A 17,630-nucleotide genomic window follows, 5' to 3' on the forward strand; every position below is an offset into this window, starting at 1 on the left:
CGCTTCAGCCCTTGCCGGCCGCCTCGAGGATTTCCAGCTTCGTCTCGCGGCCATGCTGTTGCACGCCCTGCGCCTTGTCGTAGCTTTCGATCAGCGCGCGGTATGGCGGCACGATATGGTCCGTCATGATGGCGGCGAACTCCATCGCGTCGGCGCGGTTCCAGGTGCTCATCACCTCGGCCAGCACGGCATAGGTATCGATCGGCACGGCGCCGGCCTGCGCCACGCGCGCCATGGTGATGTCGGTGGCCATCTTCGACCAGTTGCCAGACGCATCGATGATGGCAAACACCTTGTAGCCGGCCGCCAGCGCGCTGATGGTGGGGAAGGCCATGCACACGCTGGTGAGGGTGCCGGCGATGAGCAAGGTCTTGCGGCCCGTCTTTTCGATGGCCTCGACCCAGGCCGGATTGTCCCAGGCATTGATCTGGCCCGTGCGCGGGATGTAGACGGCGTCCGGGTTGAAATGGTGGATTTCCGGGATCAGGGGGCCGTTCGGGCCGTCCGGCACGGAGGCGGTGGTAAACGTCGGCATATTGGCCAGGCGCGACAGCTTGGCCAGTGCCGTGACATGGCCGCGCAGCACGTGCTGCTCGATGTCGCGCACCAGCTGGAACAGGCCGCTCTGGTGGTCGATCAGCAGCATGACGGCGTCGTCGGGATCGATCATCGGGGGCAAACCGTTGAAATTGGCGGGGGTGCTCATGGTGGTCTCCTGAAATGGCGCCTTCCGGCGGCGCCGTAGGTATGCCCATGCCGCGGGATGCGGCATGGGTTGTTGCTTACTGCCTGCTGCACAAATTACTTCTCGATGCGGGCGAAGCGGCCGCTGTTGAAATCCTCGAACGCCTGCACGATTTCCGCTTCGGTATTCATGACGAAGGGACCATGGCCGACGATGGGTTCCTCGATCGGCTCGCCGCTCAGCAGCAGTACCACGGCGTCGTTGTTCGCCTCGATGGTGATGCTGTCGCCATCGCGCTCGAACAGCGCCATCTGCGCTTCGCGCACCACGCTCTCGCCGTTCACCAGCACCGTGCCGTGCAGGACGACCAGCGCCGTGCTCCAGCCCCTGGTCACGGGCAGCTCCGTGACCTTGCCCTGGGCCAGGCGCATGTCCCACACCTGCATCGGCGAGAAGGTGCGGGCCGGGCCATGCTGGCCGGCGAAATCGCCGGCGATGACGCGCACGGAGCCGGCGCCATCGGGCAGCGCCACCGTGGGAATGGTGTCGCCGGTGATGGCCTGGTAGCCGGGCGCCGTCATCTTGTCTTTTGCCGGCAGGTTCACCCACAGCTGCACCATTTCCAAAGTGCCGCCCGACTGCGTGAAGGCCGGCGAGTGGAACTCTTCATGCAGGATGCCGGCACCGGCCGTCATCCACTGCACGTCGCCGGGGCCGATCACGCCGCCCTGGCCCGTCGAATCGCGGTGCGCCACTTCGCCCTTGTAGACGATGGTCACCGTTTCAAAGCCCCGGTGCGGATGCGAACCGACGCCGGGCGGACGCGTGCCGGGCGCAAACTCGGCGGGGCCGGCATAGTCGAGCAGCAGGAAGGGACTCAGCTGCCTGCCATGGCCGTTATACGAAAACATCGAGCGCACGGGAAAACCGTCGCCAACCCAATGCTGGCGGGGTGCGCTGTAGATACCGGTAATTTTGTTCATCTCGATCTCCTGTTGGGGTGTGCATTACGATGGAGACAGAATACGCTTGCAACGATGAAGGCGATAGATGGTAAAATTCGCCATCAGCGTTCCAAAAATAGAACGGTCAAGGAGGCGGCATGCAGGATTTGAATGACTTGTATTACTTTGTGCAGGTAGTGGACCATGGCGGCTTCGCGCCGGCCGGGCGCGCGCTGGGCATGCCGAAATCCAGACTGAGCCGACGCATCGCCCTGCTGGAAGAGCGCCTGGGCGTGCGCCTGCTGCAGCGCACGACGCGGCACTTTTCCGTCACCGACGTGGGACAGTCGTTTTACGAGCATTGCAAGGCCATGCTGGTGGAAGCGGAGGCGGCACAGGAAGCGATCGAACTGACGCGCGCCGCGCCACGCGGCACGGTGCGCCTGTCCTGTCCCATCGCCCTGCTGCATTCCCTGGTGGCGCCCATGCTGGCCAGCTTCATGTGCGACCATCCCCAGGTGACGGTGCTGCTGGAAGCGACCAACCGCCGCGTCGACCTGGTGGCCGAAGGCATCGACGTGGCCATCCGCGTGCGTCCGCCGCCGCTACCCGACAGCGACCTGGTGCTGCGCGTGCTGGCCGAGCGCAGCCAGTGCATGGTGGGCAGCCCCCGGCTGTTCGCCGGCGCGCCCGTACCGAAGGCGCCGGCCGACCTGGCGGACTGGCCCAGCCTAGCCCTCGGTGCGCCGCAGCAGCACTACCAGTGGGACTTGTATGGCCCCGATGGCGCGCGCGCCCAGCTGCGCCACGTGCCGCGCTTCGTCACGGGCGACATGCTGGCCCTGCGCGACGCGGCCGTGGCCGGCGTGGGCGTGGTGCAGCTGCCGACCATGCTGATCGTCGAGCAGGTGGCCAACGGCAGCCTGCTGCCGCTGATGGAGCAATGGCGGCCGCAGCGCGAAATCATCCACGCCGTCTTCCCCTCGCGGCGCGGCCTGCTGCCGGCCGTGCGCCTGCTGATCGACCACCTGGCGCAGGGCTTTGCCGCGCTGCAGGAAGAGTGAGCCATTTCAGGTAGGATGACGGTCTCTCCCTGCGCCTGGACAACCGCATGCGTTTATTGATCCTGTCGGACCTGCATCACGAGTTATGGCGCGACGAGGCACCGCAAGGCGACCTTGCGCTCAGTTGTCCCGACGCCGTGATCCTGGCCGGCGACATCGACACGGGCAGCCGTGCCGTCGCCTGGGCCGCCACCGCCTTTGCGGGACTGCCCGTGCTGTACGTGCACGGCAACCACGAGGGCTACGGCCACCACCTGGACAAGGTGCGCCAGGAGCTGCGCGCGGCCTGCGCCGCCACGCCCAACGTGCATTTTCTCGATGCGAATGCGCACATCATGAAAGACCCCGGCGGCGGTAAGCTGCGCTTCCTGGGCGCCACCCTGTGGACGGATTTCCGCCTGCTGGGCGACGATACGCGGCAGGCGGCCATGCGCGACGCGGAAGCCGTCATGAACGACTACAAGCGCATCCGCCTGGCCGGCATGGGCTTTCGCAAGCTGCGCGCGGCCGACACGGCCATGTTCCACGCGCAGCAAAAAGCCTGGCTGGCGCGCGAACTGGCGCAGCCCTTCGATGGCCATACAGTCGTCATTAGCCACATGGCGCCGTCGCTGCAATCGGTCGACGATGCCTACGGCAGCGAAGGATGCGCGCCCGCCTACGCTTCGCGCCTGGACGAACTGGCCGCGCAGGCGGACCTGTGGGTGCACGGCCACATCCACGCCTCGCGCGACTACCGCATCGGATCCTGCCGCGTGGTCAGCAATCCGTGCGGCTACAGGACGCGCAGCGGCGCGCCGCAAAATCCCGACTTTGATCCGAACTTCATCGTCGAGCTACCGCCCCGCTAATCGTCAGGCTTGAGCCGTCCCGCCAGCCATTGTTGCAAGCGATGCTTGCCGGCCCGGCGCGCCGCGCGCGGCGACGCTTCCGACTGGTGAGCACCGGCGCCGCCGCGCAGCCTGGCGGCCGCCACCAGCGGGTTGCGCGGCTTGGGCGTGGCTTTCACTTTGATTTTCATGTCCTCTCCTTTCAGCCCTTGATGCAGACGACCTGGCGCAGGGTATGCACCACTTCCACCAGGTCGCCCTGGTGCGCCATGACCGCGTCGATGTTTTTATAGGCGGCAGGGATCTCGTCGACCACGCCGCCATCCTTGCGGCATTCGATGCCGGCCGTCTGCTCGGCCAGGTCGAAGCGGTTGAAGCGGCGCTTCGCCTCGCTGCGGCTCATGCTGCGCCCCGCCCCGTGCGAGCAGGAACAGAACGATTCCGGCTTGCCCTTGCCGCGCACGATGAAGCTGCGCGCGCCCATGCTGCCGGGGATGATGCCCAGCTCCCCCTGCCGTGCCGAGATGGCGCCCTTGCGCGTCACATACAAATCCTCGTTGCCGTGCGTTTCGCGCGCGATGTAGTTGTGGTGGCAGTTGATGGCTTCCCCGTCGAGCCGGAACGGCGGCGCGAACTTCGCCAGCACGTCGAGCACGCGGCGCATCATCTCGCCGCGGTTGAGCAGCGCGTAATCCTGCGCCCAGTCCACCGCCTCCACGTAGTCGTCGAACACCGCGGAGCCTTCGCTCAGATACGCCAGATCGGCATCCGGCAGCTGCAGCTGGTGGCGCCGCATGTCCTTCTGCGCGGCGGCGATGAAATAGCGGCCGATGGCGTTGCCGATGCCGCGCGAGCCCGAATGCAGCATGACCCACACGCGCTGCTCCTCGTCGAGGCAGATTTCAATGAAGTGATTGCCGCCGCCAAGGGTGCCCGCCTGGCAGATCCACGTGCGCTCGAACTGGCGCAGCATCTTGGCGATGCCGCGGTGGCGCTCGACGATGTGCGCCAGGCGCCCGGCAAGGGGCCGCGCGGCGCGCGCATGGCGCGAACCCTGCACGCGGCTCCAGTCGTGCTGCTCGAAGCCGACGGGAATCTCCGCTTCGATGGCGCTGCGCAGGCGCGCCAGGTTGTCAGGCAGCTCGCTTGCCGTCAGGGTCGTGCGCACGGCGTTCATGCCGCAGCCGATGTCGACGCCCACGGCGGCCGGGATGACGGCGCCGCGCGTGGGAATCACGCTGCCGACGGTGGCGCCGATGCCGGCATGCACGTCGGGCATGGCCGCCACGTGCGGATAAACGATGGGCAGGCTGGCGATATGGTGCAGCTGGCGCAGCGCCTGCGCGTCGATATCGTCGGTAAAAATATGCACGGGCACATGGGCGCCGCGCAATGTTTGATGAATGGGCATAACGGTATTCCTTGGTATTGTCGTTATGCCGGGGTCCTGGTAAACCAAAAAACCCCGGCGAGTTTCCTCACCGGGGTTTTGAAGGACACCGGCTCGGGATCGGCAATGCTGCCGATGGCCCCGAGCGTCATGCACGGGGCTAGTGGTAGATTAATTTGCTGCCAGCCTGCTCGAACATGGGTATCCTTTCTTTGTCTGGTTAATCTGAACTGCGGTTGCCGATTCTGCACCGTATGCTGCAGTGCGTCAACCGCTTTTCATGGCGCATGCGCCAATATTGTCATTTTTCCGCAGCCTCGCCGGCCGCAGCTTTTTCCTTGGCAATGCGCGCATCGAGCTTGGCTTCATTTTTGGCCGCATAGTCGCGGCATGCCTGCGCATCGATGAAGGGATTCGGCGTGGCGCCTTCCAGCAGGCGCCTGAGTTTTTCATCGGCGCCGGAATGGTCCGGGTGGGCCGAAATCAGAATGTCGCACGGCAGTCGGGCAAAGTCCTGCATGGTGCGGCGGAAAGCTGGCGTCATGTCACCATGTGCCCCGTCGCCGATGAAGTGAAAATGATCGGCCGCCACCGGCGTGAGGCTGGCGCCGAACACCACGTTCAGGCAATCGCTGCCCTCGGCATCCTCGCACGACATCCAGGTCCAGCTGGTGCTGCCCGGCGTGTGGCCCGGCGTGTAGCGCGCCGTCACCGTGACACCGCCCAGCTGCAGGGTTTCGCCGTCCGCAATCTCGCGCACATTGGCCACGGCCGGCATGGCATCGATTTCGCCCGCTTGCGGGTCCGTGTCGAGCACCCTGCCCGCGCGCAGCGCCTGCGCCCCCAGCGGGCTGGCGATGACTTGCGCGCCGCTGTCGCGCGCCAGCGCGGCGATGCCGCCCGAATGGTCGAAATGCGCTTCCGTATTCAGGATGAACTTGATGTCCTCCACGCGAAAACCCAGTTCGAGGATATGCTCCTCGATGGCGGCCACCGATTGCGGCAGCGCGCCGTCGATCAGGATCAGGCCATCGCGCGTGTGGATCAGCGCCACGCTCAAGCCGCCCACGCCCACGTAATACGTGTCGCCATGGATGCGCGCCGGCTGCTGCGGGCGGTTCCACTGCGCCGCGTACGGCGAGGCGATCGGCTGCGTCAGGGGGTCAAGGGCCGGCGCGGCCGCCAGCGCAAGGGATGGCAGCGATACGATGGCCAGGGCGATACTCAACAAGGTCTTGGGAAGGAAGAATGGCGGCATGCGGCTCCAGAGGTGAGTGGCGGTAAACGATGCTACAGGGTAACGTCGCCAGCCGTGCGCGGTCAAGCAGGCCAGTGCGGCGACATGCGCTACGATAGAGGTCCATCCACTGCCGCGCGCCCAGCCGCCCTATTGCCATGCGTTTGCTGATCCTGTCCGACCTGCACCTGGAAGTCTGGGGTGACGACACCCCCGCCATCGACCTTGCCGCCAGCCGCCCCGACGCGGTGATCCTGGCCGGCGACATCGACACGGGCAGCAACGCCATCGCCTGGGCCGCGCGCACTTTCGGCGCCCTGCCCGTGCTGTACGTGCACGGCAATCACGAGGGCTATGGGCACCAGCTGGAACACATGCAGGACGCCGTGCGCGACGCCTGCGCCAGCGCCAATGCCCATGGCGCCAACATCCGCCTGCTCGATGGCGACGCCGTGGTGCTCGACGGCGTACGTTTCCTCGGCCTTACGCTGTGGACGGATTTTTTGCTCTTCGGTGCCGAGCGCCAGGAAGAAGCCATGCAGGCGGCGCAAACCTACATGCCCGACTACAAGCGCATCAGCACGGGCGGCGCTGCGCCGCGCCTCCTGTGCGCGGCCGACACGGCGCAGCTGCACGCGCGGCACAAGGCCTGGCTGGAGCGGCAGCTGGCGCAGCCCTTCGATGGCAGGACGGTGGTCATCACGCACATGGCGCCGTCGATGCTGTCGGTGGAAGAGCAATACGCAACGAACCTCGGTTCGCCCGCCTTCGCCTCGCAGCTGGACGAGCTGGTAGCCCAGGCCGACCTGTGGGTGCATGGCCACATGCATGCCTCGCTCGACTATCGCATCGAGGCATGCCGCGTCGTCTGCAACCCCTGCGGCTACAGGCGGCCCGATGGCATGCCGGAGAATGAACATTACGACCCGGGCTACATCGTCGAACTGGCCACCATAGCTTGACGTTTTCCGTAACGCAGCTGCACCACGCCGCTGGGCAGCTGGCGCGTGCCTTCCAGGCGCCAGTCGCTGCGCGGCAGGCCGTCCTCGAACAGGCGCACGCCCTTGCCCAGCACCACGGGCAGCACGGACAAGGTGAGGCTGTCGATGACGCCTTCGCGCAAGCCGGCGCGGATGACGGCGCCGCCATCGAGGTAGACGTGGCGGCAGCCCTCGGCCGCCAGCTGCGCCAGCACCGCTGCCACGCTGCCTTCGCGGCGCTCTTCGCCATGGCGCGGCGCGAAGTCGCGGTGGCTCAATACCACCACGCGCTTGCCCGCATACGGCCATGGTTCGAAGTCCAGCACGGCGTCATACGTGGTGCGGCCGATCAGCAAGGTATCGACCTGCGCCATCAAGGCCGTGTAGCCGGTGGCCTCGGGCGAGTCTGGCGCCAGCTCGGCCAGCCAGGACAGGTCGCCGTCTTCTCCCGCGATGCAGCCATCGATGCTGGTGCCGAGAAAAACGCTGACGAACGGTTTTTGCATGATGTGCCTTCCAATTAATTCTACGGTGTAGAATTATGCCCATGAACTCCACAAAACTTCAAGCCATTGCAAATCCCGTGCGGCGCGCCGGGCGTCCACGCCGCGTCGCGCCCGCGCTGGACAGCGCCAGCATCCTGCAGGCGGCCCTGGCCCTGCTGGAAGAGCAAGGCGAAGCATTTTCCATGCGCGCGCTGGCGCAGCGCCTGGGCGTCGACGCCATGGCCCTGTATCACTATTACGCGGGGAAAGAGGAATTGCTGCTGGCCTTGATGGCGCAGCGTTTTGCCGCGCTCGATCCGCGGCAGCCGCCGTTTACGCGGCGCCAAACGCCGCAGCGGCGCCTGCTCGCGCTGTGCGCGCTGTACCTGGAACTGGTCAGCACGACACCGTATTTCGTGCGCCTGATGGCGCGCGGGCTGGTCACGCAGGCCGACGTGGCCGAACGGTTTACGGCGCTGTTCGGGCTGGCCGTCAATGGCCTGGCGCTGGACAGGAAAACCCGCTTGCGCGGGCGCGATGCACTCGTCGATTTCCTGCATGGCTATGCGCTGGCCGGCAGGCCGGTGGGCGAGACGCACTGGCACGCCTCGGTTTCCCTGATCCTGTCCGGCATGCAGGCCAGTATTGAAGCAAGCGCTTAATTGAACTGCTTGAAATCCGGCTTGCGCTTCTGGAAGAAGGCCGTAAACGCTTCCTTCGCCTCGGCGCCGCCCAGCATGGCGCTGAACAGCTTGTTTTCGTCGGCGATGGCCGCCTTCATCGGCTCCATGCGGCTTTGCTTCATCAGGCGCTTGGTGGCGCGGATGGAGGCGGCCGGCAGGGCTACCAGCTTGGCGGCCTGGCCTTGGGCGAACGTCATCAGGTCGTACAGGGGCACGACTTTCGACACGAGGCCCATTTCCAGCGCTTCCTGTGCGGGGAAGGACTCGCCCAGCATCAGCTTTTCCGCCGCGCGCGGGTAGCCGGCCAGTTGCGTGAGCAGCAGGCTGGAACCGAATTCCGGGCACAGGCCCAGCTGCGTGAATGGCATCGAGAAGCTGGCGTTGTCGGCCGCATACACCAGGTCGCAGTGCATGAGCAAGGTGGTGCCGATGCCGATGGCGGGGCCGGAGACGGCCGCCACCACGGGCTTGCTGCTGCCGTACAGGGCGCGCATGAACTGGAACACGGGACGGTCATGGTCGAGCGAGCCATCGGCCGGGCGCGCCGTCTTCATGAAATCATCGAGGTCGTTGCCGGCCGTGAAAATCTCGCGCTTGCCGCAGATCAGGATGGCGCGCACGGCGTCGTCCGTCTCCGCCGCCACCAGCGCATCGGCCAGGGTCTGGTACATGGCGCCCGTGATCGCATTCTTGCGTTCCAGGCGGTTGAATTCCAGGGTCAGGATGCCCTCGCTCTTGCTGCACAAAATATCCATGTCGTCTCCAAAAAGATAAAGGGCGCCGAGGTATCCCCAGCGCCCAAGTTTTGACCAATCCTATCTGACCACTGACGTCACGACGCCTGTGTCATCAGACGCGCTCGAAGATGCCTGCTGCGCCCATGCCGGCGCCCACGCACATCGTGACCATGCCGTACTTCTGCTTGGTGCGCTGCAGCGCGTGGATCACGGTCGCGGCGCGGATGGCGCCGGTGGCGCCCAGCGGGTGGCCCAGGGCGATCGCGCCGCCCATCGGGTTCACTTTTGCCGGGTCCAGGCCCAGGTCGCCGATGACAGCCAAGGCTTGCGCGGCAAACGCTTCGTTCAGCTCGATCCAGTCCAGCTGGTCTTGCGTGATGCCGGCGGCGGCGCACGCGGCCGGAATGGCGAATTTCGGACCGATGCCCATGATTTCCGGCGGCACGCCGCGCACGGCGAACGAGGAGAATTTCGCCAGCGGGGTCAGGTTGTGCTCGCGCAAAATCTTCTCGCTGACGATCAGCAGCGCACCGGCGCCGTCGGACATCTGCGAACTGTTGGCGGCCGTGACGGAACCCTTGGCGGCGAAGACGGGCTTGAGCTTGGCCAGCGACTCCATCGACGAATCGGCGCGCGCGCCTTCGTCGGTGTCGACGGTGCGGCGCGATACGTCCACCTGGCCGGTGGCCAGGTTCGGCGTACGCGTGATGATTTCCACTGGCGTCGTTTCCGCCTTGAAGAAACCGGCTTGCTGCGCGGCGATGGCGCGGCGGTGCGATTCGACCGAGAACGCGTCCTGCTGTTCGCGCGACACTTTCCATTGCTGCGCCACTTTTTCGGCCGTCAGGCCCATGCCGTAGGCCATGCCGATGTTTTCGTCGCTGAACATGTCCAGGTTCATCGATGGGTGATGGCCCATCATCGGTACCATCGACATCGATTCGATACCGCCGGCGATCATGACGTCGGCTTCGCCCACGCGGATGCGGTCGGCCGCCATGGCAATGGCCGTGATGCCAGAAGCGCAGTAGCGGTTGACGGTGACGCCACCCACGGTCTTCGGCAAGCCGGCCAGCAGCACCGAGTTACGCGCGATATTGAAGCCCTGCTCCGCTTCCGGGAACGAGCAGCCGATGATGGCGTCGGTGATCAATGCCGGGTCCAGGCCAGGGGCTTGCGCCAGTGCCGATTGCAGCACGCGCACCAGCAGGTCGTCCGGGCGGGTGTTCTTGAACATGCCGCGCGGCGCCTTGCCGATCGGGGTGCGGGTTGCAGAGACGATGTACGCGTCTTGAAGTTGTTTGCTCATTTTGTTCTTTCAAAGATGTTGAACGAGGTTCGTGTTCTGTCGAATGTCCGGGGTGGCTCAGGTAATCTCTTATCGCTTCTGCGACAGATACCAGTCCACCGTCACCTGTGCCGCCAGCGTGCCTTCGGCATCGAAAATATCGACTGCCACGGGAAACGCCACCTTGCCATCCTGCGCCAGCTGCGCCTTCAAGGCCGCCAGGTCGCCCGGTACCCTGCCTTCGGCGCGCGTCGCGCCTTTGGCCACCTTCTGGTAGGCGATGCGCGACTCCTTGGCCACCGGGCGCAAGCCCAGTATCAACTCGGCGAAGCCGCCCGCCATGGCCGCGCCGGAAGCCGTTTCGGCCAGGGTAAACAAGGCACCCGCATGCTGCGTGCCCAGGTGATTATGCAGTTTCGGATCGTCCGGCATCGACACCTTCGAGGTGCCGGCGCCGATCTCGTCGATGCTGATCCCCAGCAGCCGCACGAAGGGCAAAGTGTCCATCATCTGTTGTTTGATACGGTCATACACCATGCTTGGCCTCACGCGCAGTAATACTTTGAATACGAGGGACAGGATCGTCATCGACGCTGTGCTTAGTTGCGTACCGGCTTACCGGTCTGCATCATGCCCATGATCCGTTCCTGGGTTTTCGGATGGTTCAACAGCTCCAGGAATGCCTTGCGTTCCATATCCAGCAGCCACTGTTCGCTGACGAAACTGCCCTGGTCCACGTCACCGCCCGATACGATCTCGGCAATCATCTCGCCCAGCTTGAAATCGTGCGCCGAAATGAAGCCGCCGTCGCGCATATTGACCAGTTGCGCCTTGATGGTGCCCCAGCCGTAACGACCCGTGACCTGGATCAGCGACGGCAGTTGCGGACGGAAACCCGCGTCGAACATGGCGCGCGCTTCGACCTTGGCCACGTGCAGCAGCTCGTAGGCGTTGAACACGATGACGTCGTCTTCCTTCAGGTAGCCCATTTTCTTCGCTTCCAGCGCCGATTTCGACACGTTGGCGGTGGCCGCGTTGGTGAAGCCCGTTTTCAGGAATTGCAGGATATCGTTGCCCTTGGCTTCCTTGTAGGCGCGCTGCGCCGCTTCCTTCAAGCCGCCGCCGGCAGGAATCAGGCCGACGCCCACTTCCACCAGGCCGATGTAGGACTCGATCGAAGCCACGCGCTTCGAGGAGTGCAGCGCCAGTTCGCAACCGCCGCCCAGCGCCAGGCCCGCCACCGCAGCGATCACCGGCACGTTCGCGTATTTCAGCGACATGAAGGTCTTCTGCAGTTCGGCGATGATCGGATCGACGGCTTTCACGCCGCCTTGCATGAATGCCGGCAGGGCCGATTGCAGGTCGGCGCCGGCCGAGAAGGCACCGCCTTCGGCCGCGTCGGCGTGCCAGATCACCAGACCCTTGAAGTTTTTCTCCGCTTCAGCCAGCGCCAGTTTCAGGCCGTTGATCACGCCTTCGCCGATCACGTGCATCTTGGTCTTGAACGAGATGATCAATACATCGTCGCCCGTATGCCAGACGCGCACGGATTCGTCTTCGAAGACGGTGGTGCCGGCGGTCTTGCCGTCGATGGCGCCGCTGCCCAGCACTGGCGCGCGGAATGGCTGGCGGTCGTACACGGACAGGGTCGAACGGGGCACGAAGCTGTTCGACACGGCGGAATAGGAACCTTCCGGCGTGTGCACGCCGCCTTTTTCAGCGACCGGACCTTCGAATACCCACGCTGGCAAAGGCGCGTTGCACAGCGCATTGCCGGCGTCGATGTCTTCCTTGACCCAGTTCGCCACTTGCAGCCAGTTCGATGCTTGCCACGTTTCAAACGGACCCACGTTCCAGCCGAAGCCCCAGCGCATGGCGAAGTCAATGTCGCGCGCGTTGTCGGCCACGGTGTCGAGGTGGATGGCGATGTAGTGGAAAGCGTCGCGGAAGATCGCCCACAGGAACTGGCCTTGCGGGTTGGTCGATTCGCGCAGCGCCTTCATCTTCTTGACCGGGTCCTTTTCCTTCAGGATGCGGGCGATGATGTCGGCAGCCTTGCCGCCGCCGGTCACGTAGTCGCCGGTGGCGAAGTCCAGGCGCTGGATTTCCTTGCCGACCTTCTTGTAGAAGCCGGCGCCGCTCTTCTGGCCCAGGGTGCCTTTTTCGACCAGCGACGCCAGCACGGCCGGCGTCTTGTACACACTGAAGAACGGGTCGTCCGCCAGGTTGTCCTGCATGGTCTTGATCACATGGCCCATGGTATCCAGGCCGACGACGTCCGCCGTGCGGAAGGTGCCCGACTTGGCGCGGCCCAGCTTGGCGCCCGTCAGGTCATCGACGACGTCCACGGACAGGCCGAATTTTTCCGCTTCATGCATCGTCGCCAGCATGCCGAAGATGCCGACGCGGTTGGCGATGAAGTTCGGCGTGTCCTTGGCGCGCACGACGCCCTTGCCCAGGGTCGTCGTCAGGAAGGCTTCGAGCTGGTCGAGGATTTCCGGCTTCGTCGACGTCGTCGGGATCAGTTCCACCAGGTGCATATAGCGTGGCGGATTGAAGAAGTGCACGCCGCAGAAGTGCGCTTTCAGGGTTTCGTCGAAACCGTCGGCCAGCTTGTTGATCGACAGGCCGGAAGTGTTGGAGGCGAAGATCGCGTTCGGCGCGATATGCGGCGCAACCTTTTGATACAGGTCATGTTTCCAGTCCATGCGCTCGGCGATGGCTTCGATGATCAGGTCGCAACCGGCCAGCAGGTCCAGGTTGTCTTCGTAGTTGGCCACCTGGATCAGCGCGGCGTCATCCTTGTTGCCCAGCGGCGCAGGCGACAGCTTTTTCAGGTTCTCGATGGCGCGCAGCACGATGCCATTCTTTGGCCCTTCCTTCGCTGGCAGGTCGAACAGCACGACCGGCACTTTCGCGTTGATGCAATGGGCGGCGATCTGCGCGCCCATCACGCCGGCGCCGAGGACGGCTACTTTTTTAACGATGAAATTGGTCATATTTTCCTCAAGTCTTAGAACAGGTCTGCGTCGAGTGCCATCAGGTTGGCCGAACCGGAACGCGCCTGACGGATCAGGGTTGCCGTCTCAGGCTGCAAGCGGGCGAAGTAGAAACGTGCGGTAGCCAGTTTGGCGGTGTAGAACTTGTCGCCGCTGGACTCTTTTTCGAGGGCGATCTTGGCCATCTGCGCGAACAAATAGCTGTAGATCATGTGGCCGACGACGCGCAGGTATGGCACGCAGGCCGCGCCCACTTCGTCAGGATTCTGGAATGCCTTCATGCCGATTTCCATGGTCAGCTTGGTGACTTTGTCGCCCAAATCGCCCAGTGGGGTGACGAATTCGCTCATCGCTTCATCGGTGCCGTTGTCTTCGACGAAGGCCTTGATCTTCTCGCCGAACTTGCGCAGCTTGGCGCCGTTGTCGCCCAGGATCTTGCGGCCCAACAGGTCCAGCGACTGGATCGTGTTCGTGCCTTCGTAGATCATGTTGATGCGCGCGTCGCGCACATACTGTTCCATGCCCCATTCCGAGATGTAGCCGTGGCCGCCGAACACTTGCATCGCGTCCGAGGTGGCGATCCAGGCGTTGTCGGTGATGAAAGCCTTGATGACGGGGGTCAGCAGCGCCACTTCGTCGGCCGCTTCCTTGCGCACGTCGGCGTCCGGGTGGTGCAGTTCGCGGTCGATCTGCAGCGCCACGTACGAGGTAAAGGCGCGCGCGCCTTCGGCGTAGGCTTTGCCCGTCAACAGCATGCGGCGCACGTCAGGATGCACGATGATGCGGTCGGCCGGCAGTTCCGGGTTCTTGATGCCGGACAGCGAGCGCATTTGCGTGCGGTCCTTGGCGTAGATCAGTGCGTTCTGGTAGGCGATTTCCGTCAGGCCCAGCGACTGCATGCCCACGCCCAGACGGGCCGCGTTCATGAAGACGAACATGGCATTGAGGCCCTTGTTCGGCTGGCCGATGATCCAGCCTTTCGCGCCGTCCAGGTTCATCTGGCAGGTCGAATTGCCGTGGATACCCATTTTTTCTTCGATGGCGCCGCAGGTGATCGGGTTGCGTTCACCGACCGTGCCATCGGCGTTCGGCAGGAATTTCGGCACCAGGAACAGCGAGATGCCTTTCGAGCCTTCCGGCGCGTCCGGCACGCGGGCCAGCACCAGGTGCAGGATGTTTTCCGCCATGTCGTGCTCGCCGGCCGAAATGAAGATCTTGTTGCCGGTGATGGTCCAGGAGCCGTCCGCCTCAGGCAGCGCTTTCGAGCGCAGCAGGCCCAGGTCGGTGCCGCAATGCGGTTCGGTCAGGCACATGGTGCCCGTCCATTCGCCCGACACCAGCTTCGGCAGGTAGACTTCCTTCTGGTGGTCGGTGCCGTGTTCCTTCAGGCACTCGTAGGCGCCGTGCGACAGGCCAGGGTACATGGACCAGGCCTGGTTCGACGAGTTCAGCATTTCATAGAACGAATTGTTCAGCACGACAGGCAAGCCCTGGCCGCCGTATTGCGGATCGCAGGCCAAGGCCGCCCAGCCGCCTTCGACGTACTGCTTGTAGGCTTCCTTGAAACCTTTCGGCGTGGTCACATTTTTCGTGACGGGGTCGTGGTGGCAGCCTTCGCGGTCGCCGGAGTGGTTCAGCGGGAACAGCACTTCGGAAGTGAATTTGCCGCCCTCTTCCAGCACCTGGTTGATGATGTCGGCGTCGACGTCGGCGTACGACGGCATTTGCTTCAGTTCTTCTTCCACTTGCAGGAACTCATGCAGGACGAATTGCATATCCCGGATTGGCGCGACGTATTGACCCATAATTTTCTCCTGAAGGCGTTTAGCTAAAGTGTTTTACTTGTGAACTGCTTGTTCGTTGCTGCGGATAATTCCTGGACTGCTTATTCCTTGCTGACTGCGGCCGGATTCTGGTACGACGCCAGCAGGCGGACAAAGCCCGCTTGCGCCCGTTCGATGCTGCCCGGCACGCGCAGGAAGCGCGCATCGTGATGCAGGGCCAGGATCAGGCCATACATCTCGTACACCAGCTGCTGGGCGTCCGTGTCCGCTTTCAGGTCGCCCGTGGCGATCGATTGCTCGACACAGCGCAGCAGCGCGCCCTGCCAGGCCCGCACCATGGCCACCAGGGCCTCGCGGATGGGGCCCGGACGGTCGTCGTATTCGACGGCGCCGCTGATATAGATGCAGCCGGAAGCGATTTCCACGCTGACCCGCTTGACCCAGCGCGCAAACATCGATTGCAGGCGGGCGATGCCGCGTGGCTCCTTCATGCTGGGGAAAAAGACTTCTTGCTCAAAACGATAGTGGTAGAGCTTGAGCACTTCCATCTGCAAGTCTTCGCGCGAGCCGAAGTGGGCAAACACGCCCGACTTGCTCATGTTCATTTTGTCCGCAAGCAGCCCAATGGTCAGGCCTTCCAGGCCGTCGCGGCTGGACAGGTCCAGCGCCACGTCGAGGATGGCTGCACGGGTCAGTTCGCCCTTGCGCATGAATTTGACTGAAGTATTCAAGAGGTCCGTTCTCAAAGTGATGTTGCCGATCTGGCGGACTGAAGCGAGGGGTAAAAAAAGCACGCCTCGAAAAAATCCGAACGCTCGTACTATTATCCACTACCACGTAAAAGTCAAACGGGAACTTTAGAGCCGGCGTTCTATTGGTGCGGCGCAGCATTCTTTGGCTGCGTGTTTGTGTCGATTTCTGAAGAGCAAAGGCGTCGTGCGCCCTTGCCTTGCAGCAATAGGCGTACCTCAGTCGAGGCCGCCTGCCTTGCTCAATTGACGGCGGTCGCGCTTGGTCGGCCGCCCCTTGATGGTACTGCCAGGCTCGCGGAACAGCTTGCGTTCTTCCGCCAACTGTTCGCGGCGGGCGATGCTGGCCGGCGTTTCCGCATACAGCAAGCGCGCCACGCTTGCCGCGCCGCGCTTGTCGGACAAGCCCAGTACTGCCACTTCCCACGTCTCGGCACCATTGTCGATGGCCAGCTCGTCGCCCACGCGCACGCTGCGCGCCGGCTTGACCTTTTCACCGCCCACCTTCACTTTGCCCGTGTCGACGGCTTCGCTGGCCAGCGAACGCGTCTTGAAGAAGCGCGCCGCCCACAGCCATTTGTCCAGCCTTACCGTTGTCATCTCGCTCATGCGTACTTGCCTACTGAAAAAATGCGCATCACCAGCCGGTACACGAGGAACGCCGCTTCATAGCCGATGCGGCGGAACCGGCCGATGTGCTTGAAATCATCCTGATGGATGACGATGCCATCCGCCACGCCCTGCTCGATGTGCTGGCGCAGGCTTTGCGCAAACGCAACATCCTTGATCACCACGTTCGCTTCCTGGTTCAGGAACAGGCTCAGCGCGTCAATATTGCTCGAACCCACCGTCGCCCAGTCATCGTCGACGACGGCCACCTTGGCGTGCAGCTGCGTCTTGCGGTACTCGACGATTTTCACGCCGGCGGCCAGCAGCTTCGGATAAAACGAGTGCGCCACGGCATCCTGCATGCGGAACTCGCCCACGCCAATCAGGAGCACCACGTCAACGCCCCGCTGGGCCGCTTGGGCCAGGGCGCGGCGCAGCTTGTGCCCGGGCGCAAAATACGGATTGGCCAGCATCACGCTTTTCCTCGCCTGGCCCAGCGCCTGCAGGTAAGCGCGCTGGATGGTGCGGCGGTTGCGCAGGTTGTCGCGCACGACAAAGCCGGCCACGACCGGGTTCTTCGCCAGCTCCTTGCTGACGACGCGCATCTTGCGGTACAGCTTGATACGCCGCACCAGGTTCATCTTGCCCAGCCGCGCCCACTGCGCCTGCACTTCTTCATGGATGGCGTCCACCAGCGGGCCTTTCACCTGCACGGCGAAATCCCAGCGCGGCGCTTCCAGGCTGATGCTGTGGTCATAGTCGCAAAACATGTCATCGTTGATGTTGATGCCGCCCACGAGGGCGATCTCGCCATCGGCCACGCAAATCTTGCGGTGCGTGCGCGTGATGCCGCGCCGGAACCACGGGTTGAAGATGCGGTGATGCACGCCGGCCGCTTCCAGCTGCGCATGCATGGCATTGACGCGGCGGTTGCCCGTGCCGAACCAGTCCGTGATCATGCACACCAGCACGCCGCGCGCAGCGGCACGCTTCAGGGCATCGAGCACCAGGGTGCCCGTGGCGTCGTCGGCGAAGATATAGGTTTCGAAATAGACTTCCGTGCGCGCGCCGTCGATGGCACGGACCAGCGCTGGAAAGTAATCGGTGCCGCAATACAGCAGCTTGATGTCGTTGTGGGCGATGAAATTGACTGTGCGCATGCCGGC

Annotated in this window: 18 protein-coding genes; 4 read left to right on the top strand and 14 right to left on the bottom strand. The window is 63.9% G+C overall.

The features are described 5' to 3' along the window. Positions 1-4: 4 nt before the first annotated feature. Both AC07VL_RS03025 and AC07VL_RS03030 read right to left on the bottom strand, forming a co-directional pair. Positions 5-706 carry an isochorismatase family protein gene (locus AC07VL_RS03025; RefSeq protein ID WP_494804568.1) on the bottom strand — a complete coding sequence of 234 codons (702 nt, stop codon included), beginning with the start codon at positions 704-706 and terminating at the stop codon, positions 5-7. 95 nt (positions 707-801) lie between these two features. Further along, complete coding sequence (locus tag AC07VL_RS03030) at positions 802-1,668, bottom strand: pirin family protein (RefSeq protein ID WP_494804569.1); 867 nt, start codon at positions 1,666-1,668, stop codon at positions 802-804. Positions 1,669-1,787: 119 nt separating this feature from the next. On the opposite strand from AC07VL_RS03030, the gene AC07VL_RS03035 reads away from it, so the two are divergent. Continuing rightward, positions 1,788-2,693 carry a LysR family transcriptional regulator gene (locus tag AC07VL_RS03035; protein WP_494804570.1) on the top strand — a complete coding sequence of 302 codons (906 nt, stop codon included), beginning with the start codon at positions 1,788-1,790 and terminating at the stop codon, positions 2,691-2,693. 47 nt (positions 2,694-2,740) lie between these two features. Next, a complete protein-coding gene (locus AC07VL_RS03040) occupies positions 2,741-3,544 on the top strand; it encodes a metallophosphoesterase family protein (protein WP_494804571.1) in 804 nt (267 codons plus the stop codon). Here AC07VL_RS03040 and AC07VL_RS03045 read toward each other — a convergent pair. The 3 genes from AC07VL_RS03045 to bla form a co-directional block, all read right to left on the bottom strand. Continuing rightward, positions 3,541-3,714 carry a hypothetical protein gene (locus AC07VL_RS03045; RefSeq protein WP_436553578.1) on the bottom strand — a complete coding sequence of 58 codons (174 nt, stop codon included), beginning with the start codon at positions 3,712-3,714 and terminating at the stop codon, positions 3,541-3,543. The genes AC07VL_RS03040 and AC07VL_RS03045 overlap by 4 nt on opposite strands. 11 nt (positions 3,715-3,725) lie before the next feature. Continuing rightward, on the bottom strand, positions 3,726-4,934 hold the full coding sequence (locus AC07VL_RS03050; RefSeq protein ID WP_494804572.1) for an RtcB family protein: 1,209 nt from the start codon (positions 4,932-4,934) through the stop codon (positions 3,726-3,728). Positions 4,935-5,214: 280 nt separating this feature from the next. After that, positions 5,215-6,171, bottom strand: coding sequence for a subclass B3 metallo-beta-lactamase (gene bla / locus AC07VL_RS03055; RefSeq protein WP_494804573.1), 957 nt, complete (start codon positions 6,169-6,171; stop codon positions 5,215-5,217). A 137-nt stretch (positions 6,172-6,308) separates the two neighbouring features. Between bla and AC07VL_RS03060 the strand changes: the two genes are divergently transcribed. After that, positions 6,309-7,112: a metallophosphoesterase family protein gene (locus tag AC07VL_RS03060; RefSeq protein WP_494804574.1), complete on the top strand. Its 804-nt coding sequence runs from the start codon at positions 6,309-6,311 to the stop codon at positions 7,110-7,112. On the opposite strand, the gene AC07VL_RS03065 is transcribed toward AC07VL_RS03060, so the two are convergent. Continuing rightward, on the bottom strand, positions 7,082-7,636 hold the full coding sequence (locus AC07VL_RS03065; RefSeq protein ID WP_494804575.1) for a dihydrofolate reductase family protein: 555 nt from the start codon (positions 7,634-7,636) through the stop codon (positions 7,082-7,084). The genes AC07VL_RS03060 and AC07VL_RS03065 overlap by 31 nt on opposite strands. Positions 7,637-7,677: 41 nt before the next feature. Here AC07VL_RS03065 and AC07VL_RS03070 point away from each other — a divergent pair, with 41 nt between their 5' ends. Continuing rightward, positions 7,678-8,277 carry a TetR/AcrR family transcriptional regulator gene (locus AC07VL_RS03070; protein WP_494804576.1) on the top strand — a complete coding sequence of 200 codons (600 nt, stop codon included), beginning with the start codon at positions 7,678-7,680 and terminating at the stop codon, positions 8,275-8,277. Here the strand turns inward: AC07VL_RS03070 and AC07VL_RS03075 are convergent. The 8 genes from AC07VL_RS03075 to clsB form a co-directional block, all read right to left on the bottom strand. After that, complete coding sequence (locus AC07VL_RS03075) at positions 8,274-9,053, bottom strand: enoyl-CoA hydratase (RefSeq protein ID WP_494804577.1); 780 nt, start codon at positions 9,051-9,053, stop codon at positions 8,274-8,276. The genes AC07VL_RS03070 and AC07VL_RS03075 overlap by 4 nt on opposite strands. A 94-nt stretch (positions 9,054-9,147) precedes the next feature. After that, positions 9,148-10,344, bottom strand: coding sequence for an acetyl-CoA C-acyltransferase (locus AC07VL_RS03080; RefSeq protein ID WP_034778434.1), 1,197 nt, complete (start codon positions 10,342-10,344; stop codon positions 9,148-9,150). Positions 10,345-10,413: 69 nt separating this feature from the next. Next, on the bottom strand, positions 10,414-10,911 hold the full coding sequence (locus AC07VL_RS03085; RefSeq protein ID WP_494804578.1) for a PaaI family thioesterase: 498 nt from the start codon (positions 10,909-10,911) through the stop codon (positions 10,414-10,416). 11 nt (positions 10,912-10,922) lie between these two features. Beyond that, positions 10,923-13,322, bottom strand: a complete 2,400-nt coding sequence (locus AC07VL_RS03090; RefSeq protein ID WP_290602904.1) for a 3-hydroxyacyl-CoA dehydrogenase/enoyl-CoA hydratase family protein — start codon at positions 13,320-13,322, stop codon at positions 10,923-10,925. 14 nt (positions 13,323-13,336) lie between these two features. After that, positions 13,337-15,127 (bottom strand): acyl-CoA dehydrogenase C-terminal domain-containing protein, encoded by a 1,791-nt coding sequence (locus tag AC07VL_RS03095; protein ID WP_494804579.1) that lies wholly within the window; start codon positions 15,125-15,127, stop codon positions 13,337-13,339. A gap of 80 nt (positions 15,128-15,207) precedes the next feature. After that, a complete protein-coding gene (locus AC07VL_RS03100) occupies positions 15,208-15,816 on the bottom strand; it encodes a TetR/AcrR family transcriptional regulator (RefSeq protein ID WP_092801857.1) in 609 nt (202 codons plus the stop codon). A 258-nt stretch (positions 15,817-16,074) separates the two neighbouring features. Further along, complete coding sequence (locus tag AC07VL_RS03105) at positions 16,075-16,464, bottom strand: RNA-binding S4 domain-containing protein (protein WP_494804580.1); 390 nt, start codon at positions 16,462-16,464, stop codon at positions 16,075-16,077. Then, entirely contained in the window at positions 16,461-17,624 is a 1,164-nt protein-coding gene (clsB, locus tag AC07VL_RS03110; RefSeq protein ID WP_494804581.1) for a cardiolipin synthase ClsB, read from the bottom strand. The genes AC07VL_RS03105 and clsB overlap by 4 nt, the downstream gene beginning before the upstream one ends. Positions 17,625-17,630 lie beyond the last annotated feature (6 nt).

Source organism: Janthinobacterium sp. GW821-FHT03C08, assembly GCF_059420905.1.

Coding starts and splice junctions, on each gene's coding strand:
- AC07VL_RS03070 (WP_494804576.1), top strand. CDS start 7,678: ATGAACTCCACAAAACTTCAAGCCATTGCAAATCCCGTGCGGCGCGCC.
- AC07VL_RS03105 (WP_494804580.1), bottom strand. CDS start 16,464: ATGAGCGAGATGACAACGGTAAGGCTGGACAAATGGCTGTGGGCGGCG.
- clsB (WP_494804581.1), bottom strand. CDS start 17,624: ATGCGCACAGTCAATTTCATCGCCCACAACGACATCAAGCTGCTGTAT.
- AC07VL_RS03065 (WP_494804575.1), bottom strand. CDS start 7,636: ATGCAAAAACCGTTCGTCAGCGTTTTTCTCGGCACCAGCATCGATGGC.
- AC07VL_RS03095 (WP_494804579.1), bottom strand. CDS start 15,127: ATGGGTCAATACGTCGCGCCAATCCGGGATATGCAATTCGTCCTGCAT.
- AC07VL_RS03045 (WP_436553578.1), bottom strand. CDS start 3,714: ATGAAAATCAAAGTGAAAGCCACGCCCAAGCCGCGCAACCCGCTGGTG.
- AC07VL_RS03060 (WP_494804574.1), top strand. CDS start 6,309: ATGCGTTTGCTGATCCTGTCCGACCTGCACCTGGAAGTCTGGGGTGAC.
- AC07VL_RS03040 (WP_494804571.1), top strand. CDS start 2,741: ATGCGTTTATTGATCCTGTCGGACCTGCATCACGAGTTATGGCGCGAC.
- bla (WP_494804573.1), bottom strand. CDS start 6,171: ATGCCGCCATTCTTCCTTCCCAAGACCTTGTTGAGTATCGCCCTGGCC.
- AC07VL_RS03035 (WP_494804570.1), top strand. CDS start 1,788: ATGCAGGATTTGAATGACTTGTATTACTTTGTGCAGGTAGTGGACCAT.
- AC07VL_RS03080 (WP_034778434.1), bottom strand. CDS start 10,344: ATGAGCAAACAACTTCAAGACGCGTACATCGTCTCTGCAACCCGCACC.
- AC07VL_RS03025 (WP_494804568.1), bottom strand. CDS start 706: ATGAGCACCCCCGCCAATTTCAACGGTTTGCCCCCGATGATCGATCCC.
- AC07VL_RS03090 (WP_290602904.1), bottom strand. CDS start 13,322: ATGACCAATTTCATCGTTAAAAAAGTAGCCGTCCTCGGCGCCGGCGTG.
- AC07VL_RS03100 (WP_092801857.1), bottom strand. CDS start 15,816: ATGCGCAAGGGCGAACTGACCCGTGCAGCCATCCTCGACGTGGCGCTG.
- AC07VL_RS03075 (WP_494804577.1), bottom strand. CDS start 9,053: ATGGATATTTTGTGCAGCAAGAGCGAGGGCATCCTGACCCTGGAATTC.
- AC07VL_RS03050 (WP_494804572.1), bottom strand. CDS start 4,934: ATGCCCATTCATCAAACATTGCGCGGCGCCCATGTGCCCGTGCATATT.
- AC07VL_RS03085 (WP_494804578.1), bottom strand. CDS start 10,911: ATGACGATCCTGTCCCTCGTATTCAAAGTATTACTGCGCGTGAGGCCA.
- AC07VL_RS03030 (WP_494804569.1), bottom strand. CDS start 1,668: ATGAACAAAATTACCGGTATCTACAGCGCACCCCGCCAGCATTGGGTT.